This is a genomic window from Rhodovulum tesquicola, assembly GCF_024128855.1.
Taxonomy (GTDB): Bacteria; Pseudomonadota; Alphaproteobacteria; order Rhodobacterales; family Rhodobacteraceae; genus Rhodovulum; species Rhodovulum tesquicola.
Genome location: NZ_JAMYDV010000079.1, coordinates 1 through 250, shown reverse-complemented (window position 1 = coordinate 250; position 250 = coordinate 1). Strand labels below are relative to the sequence as shown.

1 pseudogene is annotated in these 250 nt (G+C 71.6%); it reads left to right on the top strand.

The features are described 5' to 3' along the window. Positions 1-250 (top strand): annotated as a pseudogene (locus tag NHN26_RS17450) (hypothetical protein); the annotation flags it as partial.

Sequence of the window (250 nt, the reverse complement as noted above, 5' to 3'; positions counted from 1 at the left end):
GAGGATCTGTCGCACCGGACCGAGAACCAGGCGGCGACGCTGGAGGAGACGGCGGCGGCGCTGGACGAGCTGACCTCGAGCGTGCGCTCGGCGGCCGACAGCGCGGCCGAGGTCGAGGGCGTTGTGCGCGCGGCGCGCGGCGATGCCGAGGCCTCGGGCCGGGTGGTGACCGATGCGGTCGGCGCGATGTCCGAGATCAAGCGCTCGTCCGACGAGATCAGCCAGATCATCGGTGTGATCGACGACATCG